General features: G+C 39.6%; 13 protein-coding genes. 8 read left to right on the plus strand and 5 right to left on the minus strand.

The window, feature by feature from the left end:
• Positions 1-32: 32 nt before the first annotated feature.
• The 4 genes from ACQ9BO_RS01465 to ACQ9BO_RS01480 form a co-directional block, all read right to left on the minus strand.
• On the minus strand, positions 33-3,101 hold the full coding sequence (locus tag ACQ9BO_RS01465) for a delta-60 repeat domain-containing protein (RefSeq protein WP_431243367.1): 3,069 nt from the start codon (positions 3,099-3,101) through the stop codon (positions 33-35).
• Between the two features lie 161 nt (positions 3,102-3,262).
• On the minus strand, positions 3,263-5,113 hold the full coding sequence (locus tag ACQ9BO_RS01470) for a T9SS sorting signal type C domain-containing protein (RefSeq protein ID WP_431243368.1): 1,851 nt from the start codon (positions 5,111-5,113) through the stop codon (positions 3,263-3,265).
• The gene (locus ACQ9BO_RS01475; protein ID WP_431243369.1) at positions 5,052-7,337 is read right to left on the minus strand and encodes a beta strand repeat-containing protein; all 2,286 of its coding nucleotides are present in this window, start codon (positions 7,335-7,337) and stop codon (positions 5,052-5,054) included. Before ACQ9BO_RS01475 ends, ACQ9BO_RS01470 begins: the two co-directional genes overlap by 62 nt.
• Positions 7,288-9,426: a DUF642 domain-containing protein gene (locus ACQ9BO_RS01480; protein WP_431243370.1), complete on the minus strand. Its 2,139-nt coding sequence runs from the start codon at positions 9,424-9,426 to the stop codon at positions 7,288-7,290. The genes ACQ9BO_RS01475 and ACQ9BO_RS01480 overlap by 50 nt, the downstream gene beginning before the upstream one ends.
• Positions 9,427-9,714: 288 nt before the next feature.
• Between ACQ9BO_RS01480 and ACQ9BO_RS01485 the strand changes: the two genes are divergently transcribed.
• The 8 genes from ACQ9BO_RS01485 to ACQ9BO_RS01520 all read left to right on the plus strand — a co-directional run bounded on the left by ACQ9BO_RS01485 (position 9,715) and on the right by ACQ9BO_RS01520 (position 18,962).
• Entirely contained in the window at positions 9,715-10,185 is a 471-nt protein-coding gene (locus tag ACQ9BO_RS01485; protein WP_431243371.1) for a regulatory protein RecX, read from the plus strand.
• A gap of 481 nt (positions 10,186-10,666) precedes the next feature.
• Complete coding sequence (locus tag ACQ9BO_RS01490; protein WP_431243372.1) at positions 10,667-12,967, plus strand: beta strand repeat-containing protein; 2,301 nt, start codon at positions 10,667-10,669, stop codon at positions 12,965-12,967.
• Positions 12,968-13,388: 421 nt separating this feature from the next.
• The gene (locus tag ACQ9BO_RS01495) at positions 13,389-13,664 is read left to right on the plus strand and encodes a hypothetical protein (protein ID WP_431243373.1); all 276 of its coding nucleotides are present in this window, start codon (positions 13,389-13,391) and stop codon (positions 13,662-13,664) included.
• Complete coding sequence (locus ACQ9BO_RS01500) at positions 13,642-13,998, plus strand: hypothetical protein (RefSeq protein WP_431243374.1); 357 nt, start codon at positions 13,642-13,644, stop codon at positions 13,996-13,998. Before ACQ9BO_RS01495 ends, ACQ9BO_RS01500 begins: the two co-directional genes overlap by 23 nt.
• Positions 13,883-15,736: a T9SS sorting signal type C domain-containing protein gene (locus tag ACQ9BO_RS01505; RefSeq protein ID WP_431243375.1), complete on the plus strand. Its 1,854-nt coding sequence runs from the start codon at positions 13,883-13,885 to the stop codon at positions 15,734-15,736. Before ACQ9BO_RS01500 ends, ACQ9BO_RS01505 begins: the two co-directional genes overlap by 116 nt.
• A 157-nt stretch (positions 15,737-15,893) precedes the next feature.
• Complete coding sequence (locus ACQ9BO_RS01510) at positions 15,894-16,649, plus strand: hypothetical protein (protein WP_431243376.1); 756 nt, start codon at positions 15,894-15,896, stop codon at positions 16,647-16,649.
• Positions 16,650-16,693: 44 nt separating this feature from the next.
• Positions 16,694-18,319, plus strand: a complete 1,626-nt coding sequence (locus ACQ9BO_RS01515; RefSeq protein WP_431243377.1) for a DUF7507 domain-containing protein — start codon at positions 16,694-16,696, stop codon at positions 18,317-18,319.
• Entirely contained in the window at positions 18,309-18,962 is a 654-nt protein-coding gene (locus ACQ9BO_RS01520; protein WP_431243378.1) for a T9SS sorting signal type C domain-containing protein, read from the plus strand. Before ACQ9BO_RS01515 ends, ACQ9BO_RS01520 begins: the two co-directional genes overlap by 11 nt.
• Positions 18,963-19,033: 71 nt before the next feature.
• On the opposite strand, the gene ACQ9BO_RS01525 is transcribed toward ACQ9BO_RS01520, so the two are convergent.
• Positions 19,034-20,200, minus strand: a complete 1,167-nt coding sequence (locus ACQ9BO_RS01525) for a beta-ketoacyl synthase N-terminal-like domain-containing protein (protein WP_431243379.1) — start codon at positions 20,198-20,200, stop codon at positions 19,034-19,036.
• Positions 20,201-20,297 lie beyond the last annotated feature (97 nt).

Consider the following 20,297-nt stretch of genomic DNA (forward strand, 5'->3'; position numbering starts at 1 on the left):
ATTAAATTCCAACGTACCTGGCGTTTTACACCCTACAAAAAAGCTTGTCCTGAAGCGATAGTATTATCAGGAACCGATTCATTAAGACCCGTGGCCAAAGCTCCACGTGTTCCTATTCCGCCGAGCAAATTATAAGCCGCATAATCATCAGAGTTATACTTATTATTTGTTACTGGCGTATTATGTGTCCAGAAATATAAGGTTCCTTTTATTCGTGATGCATTTTCTTTTAAAAAGATGTCGGCATTAAGCGTGGAAGGATAAGGATTTCCAACCAAATTAAAAATAACAACTCCTATGTTTAGGTTAATTTCTATTTTTCCATTTTTTGGAATTCCCTTAAATACTGCTTCGTAAGGTGAAGCAACAGTTGAAGAGAAATTACTTGGCCCCTGAATAATATAACCTTTTGCAGTTGTCATAGTCGTTGCACCATTTTCCAGTCTCCAAACTCTCACGACTGGATCATAGGAATAAAATCGATTTCCAGTAGCATTAGGACAAACACCTGAAAGACTTTGATCTTCTACTGGAGATGACCAATAGGTATAGTCAAATTTTAAAATAGGAGCCGATTTTCTCTTAAGATGAATTATGCCGGTATTCACAATATCGTCATCCGACTGATATAAATTTGCCGCATCTTCTAAAATTAAAGTTCCAGAACCCGAATAACCAAATTCAAGGCCTAAAGTATTCCCGCTCAACAAGGTGACCTTTTTATCCGCATCAATCGTACAACTGCAGACATTTGTCGCTTTTAACGAAGGATAATCTTCTTTGAAAAACAATTCTTTTCCGCCCGACGGAAAACCATTCGACCATGAAGTTCCGTCCCATGTGGTTGATTCCAAACAAAGTTTGAGCCTTGCAATTCGGTGTTTGGAAATACCGGAAACCGAATTAAAATCGCCCCCTATCAAAAGCTTAAAATCAGATGTAAAGCTCATTGCAAATACTTTATTGTTCAATGGTGCATCGAAAGTACTATCAACACTTCCCGATTTCAACAATCGGATTAATCGTAAAGACGGTACATTTTTATACGTTCCTGAAAATGCTCCTCCGACCAAAATACGATCATCGGGTTGTACTAAAATACTGCGAACATCTCCTTTACTGAAACCAGAACCCGATTCAAATGTGGTATCTAAACTTCCATTTGGATTCAGTCGCAAAAGCCTCTTCTGCGCTACCCCATTATAACTTAAAAAAGAACCACCAACGATTATCTTTTTATCCGATTGTAATGCAAATGCATAAACGTATTTATCAAATCCACTACCGATGGTAAAAGTAGGATCTCTACTTCCATCCGCATTTAAACGGACCAAACGTGGCGTCGAAACTCCATCGAAAGAAGTAAAGCGACCGGCTACTAGAATTTTGCCATCAGGCTGTATCAAAACGGCTTCCACAATGGCATCTGCACCTGTTCCTGGATTAAAATTAAGATCTCGTGAACCATTCGGCAACAACCTTACAATTCGGCCCACATTTGCATCATTGTATTTCGTAAAACCTCCAGCCATGATAATCTTTCCATCGGACTGAATTGCCATAGCATATACTTGACTATTGCATCCCGAAGTCACATTAAAAGAAGGATCCACGGTGCCATCAGGTAAAATCCTAACGATGCGATTTACCAGAGTTTCATTATATTTTGTAAAATTCCCTCCTAAAATAATCTTGCCATCTGATTGTAAAACGGCAGTTTTGATTAGATTATTGGCACCAGCTTGTCCCATATTAAAATCAGAATCCGTTGAGCCATCTTCCAAAAGCTTTGCGATTCTAGAAGCGCTGTTGCCATTGAATTTTTTAAAATTGCCCGCAACTATCGTCTTTCCACTCTCCAAAGAAAGAATTTTGTAGACCGAATTATCAAATCCAATTCCGGATGCAAGATAACCTGTATCATATTCTCCATCGGAGTTCATTTTGGCAAGTCTTCCTTGATTTAATCCGTCAAAAACTAAAAACGAACCACCTATGTACCAAGAACCTTCAGTATCATTTTCTAAAGCCAGAACTGAAGCCGTTGCTGGGCCACCACCAAAATCAATATCATTTTTCAAATAGCCAAAAGCATCCAAAAGACAAACGCGATTAACAGTTGTCCCATTATAATTTCCAGTAAAAGAGCCTCCCGCCATAATTGTCCCCGAAGGATCTAATTTTAGCACTTGAACTGCTCCAGAGCTAAAACCTGATCCCGTAAAAAACGACGTATCAATTGTACCATTCTCTTCAAGTCTAATAATTCTGTTGGCAGTGTTGCCGTTGAAAATGGTAAATTTTCCACCTAAAATAATCTTGCCATCCCGTTGTACTACAAGGGCACTTACATCATCATCAAAACCCGATCCGATTGTAAAGGTTAAATCTATTCGCCCATCTTCATTTAAACGAACAATTCTGTTGATTGGAACACTATTAAAAACTGTAAAATTTCCTGAAAGCAGTATTTTACCATTGTTTAAAAGTGCAACGTTTGTAATGTTAGATGCGGTACCAGAACCTATTAAAAAAGTACTATCTAAAGTTCCGTTTGGCAAAATTCGGGCAACGCGATTTGCAGTTGCATTGTTGTACTTTGTGAAGCTTCCGACAATAATGATTTTACCATCGGATTGTTGCGCAATATCGTATACAATTCCTGTTGTTGCGCCAATTGAAGTATTGAAGGAAGCATCATAGTCGCCGTCAGCATTAAGGCGAATGAGTCTGCCAGCACTGATGCCATTATAAGAAGTAAAGCCGCCACCTACTATTATTTTTCCATCAGGTTGTAAATACGAGGTATACACTTTACCATTGAATCCGCTTCCGGTGTGAAAATTTTCGTCGATTGTGCCATCAGGCTTTAATCGGGTTATATAGGAAGACGGAATTCCGTTCAGATTTAAATACTCGCCACCCACGATGAGATTCTGATCGGGCTGTAAAGACAAAGTTCGAACCGTACCATCAAAACCATCTCCAATAGAACCATCATCAACAGTATTAAAAGTGATATCAACTTTTCCTTGTTGACTATAAAGTGTGAAATTTCCAAAAAACAACAATAATACCAGCGAACAAAACAACTTATACATCGAACAAAAAAATCAGGTTAACACAATTTTGAATAAACTATGAATTTAAAAAGCCTTTTAGAGATGGACAATACCAACTTTTAGTGATTTTTACAAGTCATAAAAAAAGCCATTTCTCTTGATGAGAAATGGCTTTTTTAGTAAGATACGTTGGTTATCTATTATTGAAATATGATTTTTCTAGTTGTTTTATATCCGTTTTCAAGTGTGATATCGATTAATAAAACTTGGTTACTTGATTGTAAATTTGAAATTGACAATTCGGTTGCGCCTACTTTATTTTTATTATAAAGCTGTTTTCCTGCGACATCAAAAATCGTAATATCTTTTAGATTTTCTTTTGAAGAAATAACTTTAACCACTTTGTCTTTAACCGAAACCAAAATGCCGTTTTCGATGTTTTCGAAGTCTCCTGTCCCTAATGTCTTATTGGTATAGCGCAGTACGAAACGGTCGGCGAAAGTTCCTGCTTCGGTCGTAAAAGTATAATTGCTTTGTCCCAGATCATGGACTGTTCCTGTTTTTTTGTCTTCCAGATAGATTTTCTGTGTGCTCAGATTACCGTCGGCATGATCAATACCAATTGTAAAATCTCCGACGATTGTTGTCTTGTAGCCCAAAGGAACCGTATCGGTGTCTTCAAACGGCAGTGCACGTCCTTGAATTGTAAGCCTTCTGTTTTCGTTTATACTATAGAAATCCAGATATTTATTTCCGTCAAAAGTTTCGCCGTCAAACAGGCCTTCGTAAGAGTTGGTCGCCCCCTCGATGTAACCCACTAATAGCCGCTTGAAAGCTCCTTCTTCATTAGTCATATTCAGCCAAACGCGGTTTCTCTCTAGACCGGTTGTCTTGGCCTCTTTTCCAGGTTTGTAAAAATCACCATTGGCATTGCCTCCCAATCGCATTGAATTGTCAAAAATTACCGGTCCCGTTGTAGTTACTTTTGCAAAAAAGCCCTGTCCCGCGGCAATGTTTCCGCTTGGAGGAGCGGCACTCGGCATGCTATTCGCTGGTTTTGTATCGACACCACCACTTAAATTATAGGATGCATAATCGTTTGCCGTATATTTGGTCGTAGTACCTGTACCGGCATAAGTATTGTGTGTCCAGAAATATATAGTTCCTTCTAAAATAGTCTGATTATCCGTAAGGAACTTATCCGCTTTCAATGCTGAAGGATATGGATTTCCAATCAGACAGAATGTGCCTCCATTCACACCGGTTGTGACAAGTCCATTATTAGGCGTACCGATAAAAGTAGCCGGATAAGGAAGACCTCCCGTAACTGGATACGTCTCAGGACCACGGATGATATAGCCTTTTCCAGACACCATGGTACTTCCCGAAGACACATTTATCCATCCGGATCCTTCGTGTGTATAATAAAGTCCGGCTCTCGTTAATGGAGAAAGCGCAAGCAAAGTCTGATTTTTTACCGGCGTTGACCAATATACATAATCCGCCTTGCGGATTGCGGGAGTCACTCTATTGTAATTGATAGATCCTGTATTTATAGTGTTGCTGGTAGAAGTCTGCATTAAATTTGAGGTATTCCCAAAAGTCAATGTGCTTCCAGTAGCTACGTGCACACCATTTGCAACGGTCAAAGTTTTCCCATCTGCAACTGTTACTGTTGCGCCGTTGCTTACGGTAACCGAACAATAGTCTACATCATTAATTATATCGTAATTACTAGCAAAATCAACATAGTCATTTGAATTTGGGACGCCATAAGTCCATCCAAGAACAGGACCTTTATAGGTATTAGCTTGAACCACCACATCAGCTGAATAAACAGGTGTACAACTATTAACAAGTGCAAATCTGTATGTTCCCGGTAATAATCCCGAAATAGTTGGCGAACTACCTGAAAAAGATATTGTGGTTACTGATGTGCCGTTATCTTGATACAAACTTCCTGAGGCAGGCAAACCACTTAAAACTACACTAGCTCCACCAGTCGAACACAATGGTTGTGTTGGTGTTCCTGCAGTTGGTGCGGCGAGCACTAGCATCAATTGTTAAACTAGTTGTTGCTGTATTTGAACATGTTCCATTATTATAAGTATAAACAACAGTTACTGTTCCGGCAGTTAATGCACTTACAATTCCTGACGCATCAATATTTGCTGTACCAGTTCCTGGAGTTATAGACCAAGATCCTCCAGCTGTTGCATTTGCAAAGGCAGGAGTTGTTCCTCCAGCGCAAATTGATGCTGATCCGCCGGTGATTGGTGATACTGTTGGGAGTGGGTTGACTGTAACTAATTGCGAAACGCCTGCTGTTGCGGCAGTACAAGGCGAAGTCGTGTTCTCTATCCTAACCCAATAAGTTGCGTTGGCAGTAAGTGTTGGAGTTGTGTATGAAACTGAAGTAGCGCCTGAAATCGGGTTTGTCCCAACTACAGATCCTGTACCCCATTGGTAGGCCGCTCCGGTTCCCAGAGTCCCGCCGACTGCCGTCAATGTAGTTCCGGTTCCGCCGCAGATCGTTGTAGTTCCGCTTATGCTTGTCGGTGCTGTTGATGGCGAATTTACCGTAACCACCTGAGAAACGCCTCCCGTTGTTGCAGTACAAGGCGAAGTGGTGTTCTCTATTCGAACCCAATAAGTCGCGTTGCCTGTAAGGGTCGGAGTTGTATATGTAGACGAAGTGGCTCCTGAAATCGGGTTTGTCCCAACTACAGATCCTGTTCCCCATTGATACCTCGCTCCGGTTCCCAGAGTCCCGCCGACTGCCGTCAATGTAGTTCCGGTTCCGCCGCAGATCGTTGTAGTTCCGCTTATGCTTGTCGGTGCTGTTGATGGCGAATTTACAGTCACTGCTTGAGAAATGCCTCCTGTTGATGCCGTACATGGCGAAGTCGTATTTTCTATTCGAACCCAATAAGTTGCATTCCCGGTAAGATTACCTGTAGCATATGAAACAGAATTGGCTCCTGAAATCGGGTTTGTCCCAACTACAGATCCTGTACCCCATTGGTACCTCGCTCCAGTTCCCAGAGTCCCGCCGACTGCTGTCAATGTAGTTCCGGTTCCGCCGCAGATCGTTGTAGTTCCGCTTATGCTGGTCGGTGCTGTTGATGGCGCATTTACAGTCACCGCTTGCGAAACTCCTCCGGTTGTTGCTGTGCATGGAGAAGTTGTATTTTCTATTCGAACCCAGTAAGTTGCGTTCCCGGTAAGATTGCCTGTAGCATATGAAACAGAATTGGCTCCTGAAATCGGGTTTGTCCCAACTACAGATCCTGTACCCCACTGGTAAGTCGCTCCAGTTCCCAGAGTCCCGCCGACTGCCGTCAATGTAGTTCCGGTTCCGCCGCAGATTGTTGTAGTTCCGCTTATGCTGGTCGGTGCTGTTGATGGCGCATTTACAGTCACCGCTTGCGAAACTCCTCCGGTTGTTGCTGTGCATGGAGAAGTTGTATTTTCTATTCGAACCCAGTAAGTTGCGTTCCCGGTAAGATTGCCTGTAGCATATGAAACAGAATTGGCTCCTGAAATCGGGTTTGTCCCAACTACAGATCCTGTACCCCATTGGTACCTCGCTCCAGTTCCCAGAGTCCCGCCGACTGCTGTCAATGTAGTTCCGGTTCCGCCGCAGATCGTTGTAGTTCCGCTTATGCTGGTCGGTGCTGTTGATGGCGCATTTACAGTCACCGCTTGCGAAACTCCTCCGGTTGTTGCTGTGCATGGAGAAGTTGTATTTTCTATTCGAACCCAGTAAGTTGCGTTCCCGGTAAGATTGCCTGTAGCATATGAAACAGAATTGGCTCCTGAAATCGGGTTTGTCCCAACTACAGATCCTGTACCCCACTGGTAAGTCGCTCCAGTTCCCAGAGTCCCGCCGACTGCCGTCAATGTAGTTCCGGTTCCGCCGCAGATTGTTGTAGTTCCGCTTATGCTGGTAGGCGCTGTTGATGCCGCATTCACCGTAAGTGTAATGGCTTTTGTAGAAGTACAAGTACCATTAGAAATGGTCATTGTTCCTGTGTATGTGCCTGCCGCTGTGCCAGCAGGAACTGCAATATTAGTTACATTTCCTCCACTTGCAGAAGATGTAAAAGAAGTCGAGTTCTGATCTGTTAATGTCGCCCAGTCAATACTGTAGGTTGTTGGACTATTTATGCTTGACGAATAAGGCAATGTAGTATACTGTAAAGAAGTGCTTGAACAAACTGCATTAACAACAGCTGGTGTGGCGAGCAGTTGTAATGATTGGAGCACGAACATTTATAAATGTTGTAGACGAATTGCTTGAGCAACCACCTGCGGTTGTAGCTGTTACTGTAGCTGATTGGAGTCCAGAAGCTGTAAAAGTTATAGTTGGACTTTTAATCGTTGTAGAAGAAAAAACCACTCCAGAAGACCCTGTCCATGAATAAGTAACACCTGAAGCCGAAATATTATCAACATCTAATGTTACAGATCCATTTCCTCCGGTACAAAAATCTAAGGTCTTATAAGTTCCTTTTGGATTTGTTGTGGCAACTGGCACTAATTGAGAAGTTGGAAGTAAAACGATATTATCTATCATCGTGCCAACTGTTTGGGTTCCAGTTAATATTTGGTTATAAAATTCAATATCAATTGAACTGCTTGAGGCTGTAAATGTATAAGTACCTACTTGTGGAACAGAGCTACTAATAGATTTCACATCTGTAAGAGTTGACGAACCTCCCAAAATTTTAAGAGTTAAGCCTGTAGGTGTGGGAGCTCCTGGTCTTTGAGCATAAAGATAGGTCACAGTATAAGAAACTCCAGAAATGACTGGTATATTAGTTTGTCTTAATGATGCTTCTGCATCTAATTCTGCTACGTAATCGTTATTTGACGTAGAAAAATAGGTGTTTTCTGGCAAAACCTCTGAGTAGTTACCTTTTGATGTAGCATAAGTCCAATTTGCGGCTGAGTTATTTCCGCCAGTACTATTTGAAAAATCTCCATTTTTAATTAAATTACTTACACAGTTCGATACTACGACATCATCTGCAGATGATCCGCAAGATGTTGTAATTGTCCATGTTAAAGTATAAGAGCCAGTCGCTGAAGGTGTAAAGGTAGCCGCACGATTATTAACATCACTAAATTGACTTAAAGAAGTACTTGGACCGCTAGTAATTGACCAGACTCCAGTACCATTTGTCGGTGCATTTGCGGCTAGTGTAAATGAAGATCCATATTGGTCTGGTCCGGCATTAGATGTTGTTGGAAGTTGATTGACAGTAAATGTACTTGCGCTAGTTGCAGTGCCACCAGCTGTTGTTACGGACACTGTTCCTGTAGTTCCGGTTCCTATTACCGCAACAATTTGACTTCCAGAATTTGATGTTATTGATGAAACCGCAGTACCACCAATTTTTACATTTGTCGCTGTAGCACCAGTTAAATTTGTTCCATTTATGGTAATGCTGCCGCCAGCACAACCATTGGTAGATCCTAAACTTGTTATTGTTGGAGGAGCCGCCAAAGGCAGACTCATAGCTGACATTGAATATCTTATGGTTCCACTTGGAGTTATTCCAGATGTAGTAGCTTGATCAGTTATATTCGAACTAGGTATATTTCGTTTTGCAACTTCATTTTTCCACGAGATTGTATTACCTCCAGATCCATTTGTTCCGGTAGTACTTCCGCCACTAGCCCAATTTGCATTTATTGTATAATTTGGAGGAGTAGTGTTAGTGTCATTATATATGCTTGAAACGTAAATCGCTTGTTCATTGGCGTTTACAGTCATTACAGTACTCAATTGTGCTGGGCCGTTTCCTGCATTATTATTATTGGCATTTCCAACTGTATATGATGCTGGCGATTGATTGACACCAGAAAAAACAGCATACCAAATCGTCATATTCGCCAATGACGAGCCAGAAATAGCTCCTCCTGTTACACTAAGTGTGCGAGAGGTTGCATCCATTACAGCATTATCTTTTAAGTAGTATAACCATGTATGCATACGAGCACTAGTAGTACCATCCCCTATTGCTTTTGTTAAAGAAACTCCTCCATATGTAATTGTTGTTGGATCTGCTTGTGTGCCACTACCTCCAGAGTTGGTATAATTTGTTGTGATAGCTACAATTAGAATACGGTTAGAACCTGCCGCAATTGCAAAATTAGTTGAGCTCGTTAATGACGCTTGATCAGATGCCTTTGTCCAAGCTGTAGGTTGAGCAATTTGCCCAGAAACAGAATTTACAAAAACAAGAAAAACCCCCAAACAAAGCATCCTTAAACTCGGTGTTAAAGATCTTTCTTTAGAAGAATTAGAAGAATTTAAAAATAAAGAACGTACAAACAAAAGTAGTTTTCGAAGCATAGGCGTGGTATTAGATTTGTTTCTGGCGTTAAAAGAAAACTAAATGGTAGAGCATTTTTCGGGGCAATACTTTAATTTTGGCTTTTAAAACTTTGTTTTTTTTTAGTTAAAACACTGTTTTTCAAACAGGTTAAAAACTTGTAATATTATCGCACAAAAATATTATAATTCCGCACATATACAACGTTTTAAGTAATTTCTTTTTTGTGAAAAATGTAAGAAACAATGAAAATTTAACATCAAAATGACTATTTTTAGCACTTTTAGTTAAAAAGAAAGAAAAAACCCATGAATCCAATTTGTACTCCAAAAGAAGCTTTACAGAAATTAGAATACTTCTGCGCCTATCAGGAGCGTTGTCACGACGAAGTAATTGCAAAATTGCAAAGCCTGAAAATGACAACTGACGAAATTGATTTTATCATCGTAAAATTAATTGAGGACAACTTCTTGAATGAAACACGTTTTGCCTGTAGTTTCGCTCGAGGCAAACACCGCATCAAACAGTGGGGAAAAATCAGAATTGTAAACGAACTGAAAGCAAGACATATTTCTTCGACTAACATCACTTTGGCGCTAAAAGAAATTGATCCAGAAGAATACGAAAGCACTTTCAACGAATTAGCGGAAAAATGCTGGAACAGCATCCATGAAAAAAATACTTTAAAGAAAAGAAAAAAGGTCTGCGACTATCTCCTTCGTCGCGGATACGAAAGCAATTTTGTTTATGATAAGGTTAAAATGATGGAGCTAGAATAAGCTCTATTTTTTGAAAATTCCTTCCTCAAAATCACTTAAAACATCGTTAAAATATCATAAAAACCTGATAAAACATTCTACTGTTAAAATCTTAATTTATTACGAATTTTAAAGGTCTTAACGCCTTTTGAGGACAAATTTCTCCAAAAGCTAAAAATTTTATGTTAATTTTTACGATTTTTCTTATATTTAAAAATCAATATTTATAAGAATTTCCATAAGAACTCCATTTTCTTCGTGCATTTCAACGAGTAATTTTAACATTTCATCGAAAACTTGGCTATTCTAAAAACCATCCTTTCTACTAAAGCGTATATGTCTATATCTTTGTTAGGTTAAATCCTATGCCAGCATAACATCCTGATTGAAACCACTTAACATGACTACTTGGTTTCGTTTTTGGATGTGATTTTTATTACAAAAAGTAGGAAAACTTTAAACAAAACAACATTTTTTTAAAAATTTAAATGCCACGATTTATATGATTAGAAAATTACTCTTAAGTTTTTTATTTTTCCTATTATCTTTTTTCACTTTTGGGAAAAATACATCAGATCTCAACATCACCACAATTAGAGCCAATTACATCTCGTATAAAACTTTCGTTGTCGCAGGTACGATAACTAGTACAAATACGGGAGGAAGTTGGAGCAGTCCTAGTTCGTGGGTTGGTGGCGTAGTTCCATCAGCAACTGATGATGTTGTAATAGCTAGTGGTGCAACAATAACTATTTCCGGAAGCACTAACGACGCTAAAACACTTACAATCAATGGAAATCTTCTTGTATCTAACACTGTTACGCTTAACTCAGTAACTCAAGTAACCATTAACGGTTTACTTAGTTTTGCAGACAACAATAGTAATATACACCTACCAGCTAACACGGGCATAAAAATTAATTCTCCAGGAAAGGTTGATGATACTAACTGTTCAAACAATGTTGCTATTTATATCGGAAGTACAAAATTTGTCGCTTGTACAGGGAATGGCGGCCAACCCATATACAAAAGTTTTACTGACCTCAACAATAGTGGAGGAACAATAAATGCGATCGCCAGTTCAAATTCGCCAGTTTGTCTAAATGGAACTATCAATCTAAGCGGTTCTTACTCAGGAACAGTAGGAAACACAACTTCGACAGGTTCAACACCAGGTGTAAATTACTCTTGGAGCGTACTAGCACCCGATGGAACTACAATAACAACAAGTACTGCACAAAACTATAGTTTGACCGCGAGCCAGGCAGGCAACTATACGGCAACCTTAACTTGTACAACATACTACGGAAGCAATCCATCTACAAGTACAAGCACTATTACTGTAGCAGTAGTAAATCAACCTTTTAGCATTACTAGTGTCACAGTACCCGCCGCACAATGCCTATCTACAGCTACAGTAACGATACAAGCCACACCAGCGAGATTACCAGTTGGAAATTATACCGTAATTTACAGTAGAAATGATCCTTGGGCAACTAATTTAAACGCTTCTATGACAGTAACTACAGCTGGAACTGGAACGTTTACTGCAACAGGCTTAACAAATGCAGGAAATGCGAGCACAACAATTACTGTTAATAATCTAGCATCAGGATCTTGTTCAAATGCCATTACCGCTAATAATGTATCCAATACTTTTGTAATGAGAGCCGCTCTAAGTGCTCCAACTCTTGATGGCGCAGGTTTTGCTTCTTGTTCTAATTATGTTGTGCAAATTTTAAATCAATCTCCCAACGCAACAAACTATTATCTTGATGTTAGTACTAGTAATACTTTTGCTACTTATTTATCGGGGTATCAAAATAAAGATCTAGGCACTACTTTTCAACATACTATTACTGGATTAACTCCAGGCACACAATACTATTATAGATTCCGTTCAGCTAATATATGTGGAACCACAGCAAATTCCGCAACAGGTTCATTTACCGCCCCAGCCGCAACAGGAGGGCCAACACCAACATTTATAACACCACCAAGTGGAAGCGTTTGTGCAAATACTTCGGTTACTTATACAACGCAATCAGGAAATTCAAACTATCAATGGACAGTGCCTGGAAATGCAGGCGACGATTATACTATTACAGCGGGCGGAATTGGTACTTCAAACAATTCAGTAACCTTAACATGGTTAACAAGCGGAAGCAAAACGGTTACAGTAAATTATAGTAGCAATGGTTGTCTAGGTTCCACACAAGCAACAAATACTATTACCGTAAATTCCAACTTAACAGCCGGTGTAACGGTTACACATGATCAAGCAAGTACAACCATCTGTCAAGGAACGAATGTAAGATTTACAGCAACTCCAATTAATGGGGGAACTGCACCAACATATAAATGGTACAATGGAACAACTCTACTTACAGAAACTTCGAATTCTTATTTAGCATATAATTTACTAAGTACAGATGACATTAGAGTTGAAATGACATCGAATGTGACTTCATGCTTAACAGGAAATCCAGTAAAATCAAGTCAGATAACATTTACTGTGATAACTACTGACCGAGGAAGAACACACGGTGGAGGCAATATTTGTTATGGATCAGTACCTCCTAAACTGACATTAACAAATTTTGACGGTCCAGCTAATACGCCTTATTCGGATCCAAATAAAATTGTGAGATGGGAATACAGTACTGATGGAAACAATACATGGCGACCTATATCTGGAACTGACAAAATAATTGAATACACACCAACAGCTCCATTATATGTTAATACCACTTTTCGAGCGGTAGCACAAACTGGAAGTCTGCAGCGAACAAAAAGCCATTGAAACTGGCTTCAACGTATATGCGCCGACAGTAATAACATCTCAATCAACCGCTGGACAAACAGTATGTCTAAACAGCCCTTTTTCCGCAATTTCTGTTACAGCAACTGGAACTAATCCAAATGGTCAAACGGCACTTTTATACCAATGGTATAAAAATACAACCGCAAGTACATCCGGCGGAACTTCTTTAGGAACAGCTAATGGTGCACAAACAAATATATATACACCACAATCGAATGTTGCCGAAACAGTATATTATTACTGTATTGTAACAGGCCAATGTGGCATTGTAACAAGTGCGGTTTCAGGCGTTTTTACCGTAAATGCCAACACAGCAATCAGTAGTCAGTCAACCGCTACGCAAACACGTTGCTCTGGAACTCCTTTCAATTCAATTTCAGTTACTGCAACTGGCACGTTGTTGACCTATCAATGGTACAGCAACACGACACCGAGCACAACTGGAGGAACATCGCTTGGAACTTCGAATGGAGCAAACACTGCTACTTATACACCTCAATCAGGTACAGTTGGAACATTGTATTATTATTGTGTGATATCGGGAACTTGTGGTTCAGCCGTGACAAGTACAATTTCCGGAGCTTTTAATGTAAACTCATTGCCCACACTAACAACAGCGGCAACTCCAGCATTAGTTACCGAAATTTGCGCAAGTGCTCGCAAATCAAACAACTGATTTAGCCTATACCGCTTCAACAGGAAATGCTACAAGTTATAGCATTGATTGGGCATCTTTAGCAGATCAAACTTCTACTCCTTTTGTATTTGCTTCTGGGGGAGGATCTGTAACAGGAATTACTATTCCAGCTGGTACTGCCGCAGGAACATACAATGGAGTAATGACCATTACCAATGGTATTTGTTCAGAAAACATCAATATAACAGTTAAGGTAAATGAAAATTTTGCGAGCACCAATAATTGCGTCACTAGTACAACCAAATTGTACTATACCAACAGGAAGTGTTGTATTAAATGGCTTGCCTGCTTCAGGATTTTTACTTGTAAATGATGGGACAACAACAACTAGAATTCCTTTTTCGTCGTCTACAATTTCAGGATTAGCTCCAGGATCCTATAGATTCGCCGTTGATAATGGTTGTGCAGTTACATACTCTGCAACACCAATCACAATAGGTCTTAATACTTGGAACGGTTCTACTTGGTCGTATAATACTAATCCAGGACCGGGCGATGCTGTTAATTTTGCAGGTGATTACAATATTACAGGAGACCAAGAATATTGTTCTTTAACAGTAAGCAATAATGCTGTTGTTACAGTTGCTTCAGAAAAAACATTGACAGTTCAAGAGGGTGTGCATGTAATTGGAAGCAGTAGCAAACTAGTATTCATGGACAAATCAAGTTTGCTTCAGACTTCTACCAGCAACACTATAAATACGGGAAATATCAACTACAATAGAATAACTGGACCAATTCGAAAAGCGGATTATGTATATTGGTCAACGCCGGTAAAAAATCAGACTTTGCTTGCGCTTTCTCCATTAACGAGAGCCGGACTTTATTATACACACGAAGGATCCGGATGGATAAATGTGCCTTCAAGCAGTACAATGGTACCTGGAAAAGGCTATATCATCCGTGCTCCTGAAACACATTCAGCTACTGTAGGAACTTCCTTTCCGGCTACTTTCATCGGTACGCCTAATAACGGACTTGTCACAACCGGTGTGAATGGAGGAACATTCTGTCTGATCGGAAATCCATATCCTTCAGCATTGGACGCAGATAAATTCCTGGGCGACAATATTTCTATTCTGACAGGAACAATTTATTTCTGGACACACAATACTTATGCCGGTACAGGTACTACGGCCAAATATACAGTGGACGACTATGCATCCTATAATCTGAGCGGCGGCGTCGATACAAAACCAGTCGCCAGCATGCCGAGTGCCGCTCCTCCAAGCGGTAACATTGTCGCGGGACAGGGCTTTTTTGCCGGAGTGACAACAACTGGATCGGTATTTTTCGACAATTCGATGCGATTGGGAGGCAATGCAAACGGTGAATTTTACAAACCTGGAAAAGGAGCCAAGACAGCCAAAAGGGAGAAAAACCGTGTATGGCTGAACATGACCAACCTAGAAGGAGTCTTCAAGCAGATATTGGTGGGCTACATCGAAGGAGCGACCAACTCTTACGAAGGCCTGTTTGACGGCGAAACTTTTGACGGAAATAAATATCTGGATTTCTACAGTGTAAACGAAAACAGAAGGCTTACCATTCAAGGACGTGCACTGCCGTTTGAAGACACTGATACGGTTCCTTTGGGCTACAAGACAACAATCGTCGGAGATTTTACGATTGGTATTGATCATGCCGACGGTAATCTGAGCACACAGAAAATCTATCTGGAAGACAAAAAAACAGGAACAGTCCATGATCTGGGACAAAGCAATTATACTTTTACGACCGAAGCAGGAACTTTCACCGACCGTTTCATACTGCGCTATACCAATAAAACATTAGGAACAGGCGACTTCGAAAACATCGAAAACGGCATTTTAGTTTCTGTAAAAGATAAAGTGCTTAAAGTAATTTCGTCTAAGGAAGCCATTAAAGATGTTACTATTTATGACATCAATGGAAAACTGCTTTATACTAAAACAAAAGTTAGTTCAAATGATTTACAGATTTCAAACTTGAACTCTAGCAACCAAGTTTTGATTGTAAAAGTGACTTTGGAAAACGACTTTACAGTTTCGAAAAAAATAATATTCAACTAATTTCTAATTAAAGAAAGTAAAAATCCGACAGCAACAACTGCCGGATTTTTACATATAATAACTAAACAAAACAGATACAAACTAATACTCGGAATTTTTAAAACCTACTAAAGCTTCCGTTTTATATTCCTATTCTCATAAAATTCCCCCAAATTGCATGACCCTAAAATTACTTTTACGTATTCGATTACTATTTTCAAAAAAGATAGTTTTCTTTTTTCTCTTGGCTACATTTCAAATAAATGCCCAAAGCGACGTCACCAGAATCTATACAGACTGGAACGGATATTGGACTTCTAATAAAGCAACTCTTGAGGGAAACCGTCCAGACGATGCTAACAATTTATTAGCCTTTACTTGGAAGAACACCACATACTCTACCGGAGTCAATAATACCATATTAGATACTAAAGGCATAACTTATATCCCTCAAAAATTCCGAGCTTTAAAAATTCAGACTTTGGGATCAAGTACTTCAACGTATTTTTTACAGGGTTCCATGATCGACGCATTACCAACAACTGCAAAACTTATCCCTTCTATATCAGGATCAACTGCAACGGGCGCTGAACTTGCATCACGCCTAACTGATGGCGACAACGGTTTATCACTTGGAACAGGTATTGCAAATATTCCGGTGGGTAAAGCGGAGTTTAAAATTGGAACAAACAATTTAAATTTGACTGGACTTAACGATGGCTTTCCCGATTTAATTGTAACTCAAGTTGCCGATCCAGGAGGAACATCATCGGCCGATGTTTTTAAATTTGTAGATGCCGCAGGAAATACGGTTGGAACAGAAATATCATTTCTGTTTAGTCCTGTTCAGGTTGTGGGTACCTATAGCCTCGATCTATTCAATATGAACGGAACGCCTAGTAATTTCCCTGCTCGCTTCCACACGAGATATTAGAATTTTAGGTATAGAAACAAGCTCATTTGGTATTACAAATGCCAATGCTCGCTCAAGTGGATCGCTTTGTTGTTACTTTCTCCGGTAGTTCTGACTGCGCTTTTATTGCCTTTAATAGAAATTCATTAAAAATAGCCGAATTAACTTTAGCAAAAAAAGCTACCCTTTCAGACTGTGGCAAGCTCGGCGATAAAATAAACTACGAATTTGAAGTCACGAATACAGGAGAAGTTACCATCACAGATATAAACGTTACAGATCCAGCTTCAGGAACAGTGATTACAGGAAATCCAATTGCTTCACTAGCACCTGGAGCGAAAATAACATTAACTGGAGTTCATACGATTACTAGTACCGACGTAAACCTTGGCAAGGTAATCAACAATACTAAAGTTACAGGAACCGATCCCTCTCTGAATACTGTCGAAGATTTGTCAACACCACTGACCACTATTTTATTGACACCGCCAGCTGTGGGAACGATAACGAATATTACGTGTGCGGCTTCTGGAACAGTTGTATTAAGTGATCTACCTGCTACAGGAACATGGACATTAGAAAGAAGTCCCTCTGGATCTCCTATTTATGGAACTGGCACTACGACAACGGTTCCAAATTTACCGGTTGGAACGTACACCTTTAAGGTTACAAACAGTACGGGATGTAAATCACCAGCAAGTACAGAAGTTAAAATTACAAATCAGTCTTCAACAACATGGAACGGATCTTCATGGTCTAATGGCGATCCAAATATTACAAAAAATGTCGTTTTTACAGGAGCATATAACATCACAACAGATTTAGAATTTTGTTCTTGTACTATCAATTCGGGAGTCCATCTTACAGTTCCATCGGGAAAAACCTTGACTATTGCAAATGGACTTACGGTAACATCAACTGCTTCTTTAACATTTGAGAACAGTTCAAGTTTGCTCCAAAATTCGACAAGCAATACTATAAATACAGGATCTATCAATTACAATAGAACCACTGGACCAATCCGAAAAGCAGATTATGAATATTGGTCAACACCGGTAAAAAACCAAACTTTGGTTGCATTTTCTCCATTAACCAGAGCCGGGCTTTATTATACACACGAGGGATCTGGATGGATAAATGTGTCTTCGGGAAGCACCATGGTGCCTGGAAAAGGTTACATTATACGTGCTCCCGAAACTCATTCCGCTACTGTAGGGACGGCCTTTCCAGCGACTTTCATCGGTACACCAAATAACGGACTTGTCACAACCGGTGTGAATGGAGGTACATACTGTCTGATTGGAAACCCATATCCTTCAGCACTGGATGCAGATAAATTCATAACAGACAATCGCACTGTCGTAACGGGAACATTGTACTTCTGGACACACAATACTTATGCCGGCAATGGTGCTACCACTAGATACACTGCGGACGACTATGCATCTTATAATCTGAGCGGTGGTGTAGGGACAAGTCCAGCCAAGAGCATGCCAGGTGGAACCGCTCCAAAAGGGAAAATTGCTCGCAGGACAAGGCTTTTTTGCCGGAATAACAACAACGGGAACAGTATTTTTCGACAATTCAATGCGATTAGGAGGCAATTCAAACAAGGAATTTTACAAACCTCAAAAAGCGTCCAAAACAAGGGAGCTGGAGAAACACCGCTTATGGCTAAACTTGACAAATGAAGAAGGGGCTTTCAAACAAATATTGGTAGGCTATATCGAAGGCGCAACCAACTCCTACGAAATTCTTTATGATGGATCTACTCTTGATGGCAACAAATATTTGGATTTCTACAGTTTAGCAGATACAGAGAAACTTACGATTCAAGGACGCGCCTTGCCGTTTACAGATAATGACACCGTTCCGCTGGGATACAAAACAACCATCACCGGAGATTTTACGATCGCTATCGATCAAGCTGACGGTGATTTGAGCACGAAGAAAATCTATCTGGAAGACAAAAAAACAGGAACAGTCCATGATCTTGGACAAAGCAACTACACTTTTACCACCGAAGCAGGAACATTCGCTGACCGTTTTGTATTGCGCTATACCAATAAGACATTAGGAACTGGTAACTACGAAAACATCGAAAACAGTATTTTGGTTTCTGTTAAAAACAAAAACATAAAAGTACTTTCGTCAAAAGAAATGATCAAAGACGTTACAATTTATGATATTTCAGGCAAACTGCTTTGCAGTAAAACAAAAGTAAGTTCAAATGATTTACAGATTTCAAACTTGCAGTCTAGCAGTCAAGTTTTGATTGTAAAAGTGACTTTAGAAAACGATTTTACAACTTCGAAAAAGATTATTTTCCAATAAATAACAATTTATAAAAAAATCCATTCTGTTTAGAATGGATTTTTTATTATATCAAAGCAATATTTATTTGGTTATCTTTTTTCAATCAAAATACTCACCGCATTACCACCAAAACCAACTGCATTAATTAAAACCTTTTTGATCGGTTTATTTTGAATTTGTTTTTCTCCAAATGGAACTCCAATAAAAGCATTATGTTCCATCATCAAAAGAGCCAATTCTAAACTCAAAATCCCTGAAGCTCCAAAAGTATGCCCGATTTTCCATTTATTTGTCGTTAACAATGGCATATTAGAACCGAAAACTTTCTCAATTGCTCGAAGTTCTGTCAAATCGCCTTTTATCGTTCCTGGCGCATGCATTACGATAGCATCTACGTTTTCTAAATCTACGTTTTCCAATGCCATTTTCATAGACTTCTGAAAACAAGTCGCTTCAGCAGAAATCGAGATATTATGTTCCAAAACCTCAGTTGCATAACCAACTCCAGTTACATACGCAATTGCATTATCTTTTTCTCCGGCTTCTAAACAACAAACAGCGGCGCCTTCGCCCAAAATCATCGTGTTTTGAGTTTTCTCAAAATCAAAGGCTAGATTTGGCCATGCTTCTTGATCTTGATCAATTCGCGAATAAATCTTTAAAGCTCTCATTTGAGCAATTGTAAAGTCGGTCAATGGTGCTTCACTTCCACCTATCAAAAATTTATCTGCCATTCCTGATTTTAACCATGCAACGCCATTTAGTAAAGCGTGTAACGCTGTTGAACAAGTTATAGAATGCGAAATTTCTGGGCCTTTACTCTGCAAATCGTGAGCAATCCAAGATGAAATATTTCCTAAAGTTGTTGTTGGAGAAGCTAAAGTCTGCGCTTTTCCAGTATCGATATATTCTTTGTAATGCTTTTCAAATAAATCTGTCGCTCCTCTCGAAGATCCGATATTTATTCCGAAAACATCTTCCGAATTCCAGCCCGCTTGTTTTACTGCTTTACGTGAAGCAACCAAAGCAAATAATACCGAATCGTCCAAAAACTTATATTTGGGATCAGAGTCTCTTAACTCGGCAACAATTCGCTTCGATTCTTCGCTAAGTGGCGCTGTCGAAGTTTCCTGATGATCTAAAAATTGTTTTGAAAAACAATGATTCTTATTCAGATAATTTGTCCAAACTTCTTCAGCATTATTTCCTAAAGGCGAAATGGATGAAAAAGCGGTTATCGAGATTTTTTTATTCAATGCTGTGGATTTTAAAGCGCAAAGTTCGCAAAAAGTTTACGCAAAATGCACTTAAATAACTGTGAAGTTCAATAAGTTTTGTGAAAATGGAACACAG

Origin of the sequence: Flavobacterium sp. P21 (assembly GCF_050632225.1) — a bacterium.
Lineage (GTDB): Bacteria > Bacteroidota > Bacteroidia > Flavobacteriales > Flavobacteriaceae > Flavobacterium.

Coding starts and splice junctions, on each gene's coding strand:
- ACQ9BO_RS01505 (WP_431243375.1), top strand. CDS start 13,883: ATGAAAATTTTGCGAGCACCAATAATTGCGTCACTAGTACAACCAAAT.
- ACQ9BO_RS01465 (WP_431243367.1), bottom strand. CDS start 3,101: ATGTATAAGTTGTTTTGTTCGCTGGTATTATTGTTGTTTTTTGGAAAT.
- ACQ9BO_RS01510 (WP_431243376.1), top strand. CDS start 15,894: ATGACCCTAAAATTACTTTTACGTATTCGATTACTATTTTCAAAAAAG.
- ACQ9BO_RS01515 (WP_431243377.1), top strand. CDS start 16,694: ATGCTCGCTCAAGTGGATCGCTTTGTTGTTACTTTCTCCGGTAGTTCT.
- ACQ9BO_RS01480 (WP_431243370.1), bottom strand. CDS start 9,426: ATGCTTCGAAAACTACTTTTGTTTGTACGTTCTTTATTTTTAAATTCT.
- ACQ9BO_RS01475 (WP_431243369.1), bottom strand. CDS start 7,337: ATGTTCGTGCTCCAATCATTACAACTGCTCGCCACACCAGCTGTTGTT.
- ACQ9BO_RS01485 (WP_431243371.1), top strand. CDS start 9,715: ATGAATCCAATTTGTACTCCAAAAGAAGCTTTACAGAAATTAGAATAC.
- ACQ9BO_RS01490 (WP_431243372.1), top strand. CDS start 10,667: ATGATTAGAAAATTACTCTTAAGTTTTTTATTTTTCCTATTATCTTTT.